The organism is Bradyrhizobium sp. SHOUNA76, assembly GCF_023006445.1.
Taxonomy (GTDB): Bacteria; Pseudomonadota; Alphaproteobacteria; order Rhizobiales; family Xanthobacteraceae; genus Bradyrhizobium.
This window is the reverse complement of record NZ_JALBHA010001169.1, coordinates 1-446: the sequence shown is the minus strand read 5'-3', so window position 1 is coordinate 446 and position 446 is coordinate 1. Positions and strand designations below refer to the sequence as shown.

1 protein-coding gene is annotated in these 446 nt (G+C 67.5%); it reads right to left on the bottom strand.

The features are described 5' to 3' along the window. Positions 1-446, bottom strand: a 446-nt coding sequence (locus MOV74_RS40330) for an MFS transporter (RefSeq protein ID WP_246933125.1), incomplete at both ends; no start/stop codon positions are given.

Here is a 446-nt window from a genome sequence, read left to right as displayed (position 1 = left end):
ACCGGCTCCGTGCTCAGGGCGAGCGCGGCCATCGCGAATGCCATCGAGATGGTGCAGGCGCGGATCGCGGCCTCGCCGCTCATGCGCTTGCGCAATTCGTGGATGTTGAGCGCGCCGATCACGGCGCCCATGCCGAAGGCGCCCAGCATGATGCCGTAGGTCTGCGCGCCGCCATGCAACAGGTCGCGCGCGACCAGCGGCATCAGCGCCATGATGGCGCCGCCGATCAGGCCCATCACCAGCGTTCGCAACAGCACGATCTTGATCGGCGGTGAATTGGTGATGTAGCGGAAGCCGGAGACCATGGCGCGGTTGAGTTTTTCGCGCGGCAGGCGGGAGGGTTCGGTGTTGCGGCGCCACAGCAGCAGCACCACCAGCAGCGGCAGATAGAGGATCGCGTTGCAGGCGAACGCGGCGACAGCGCCGAGCGAGGCGACGATGACGCC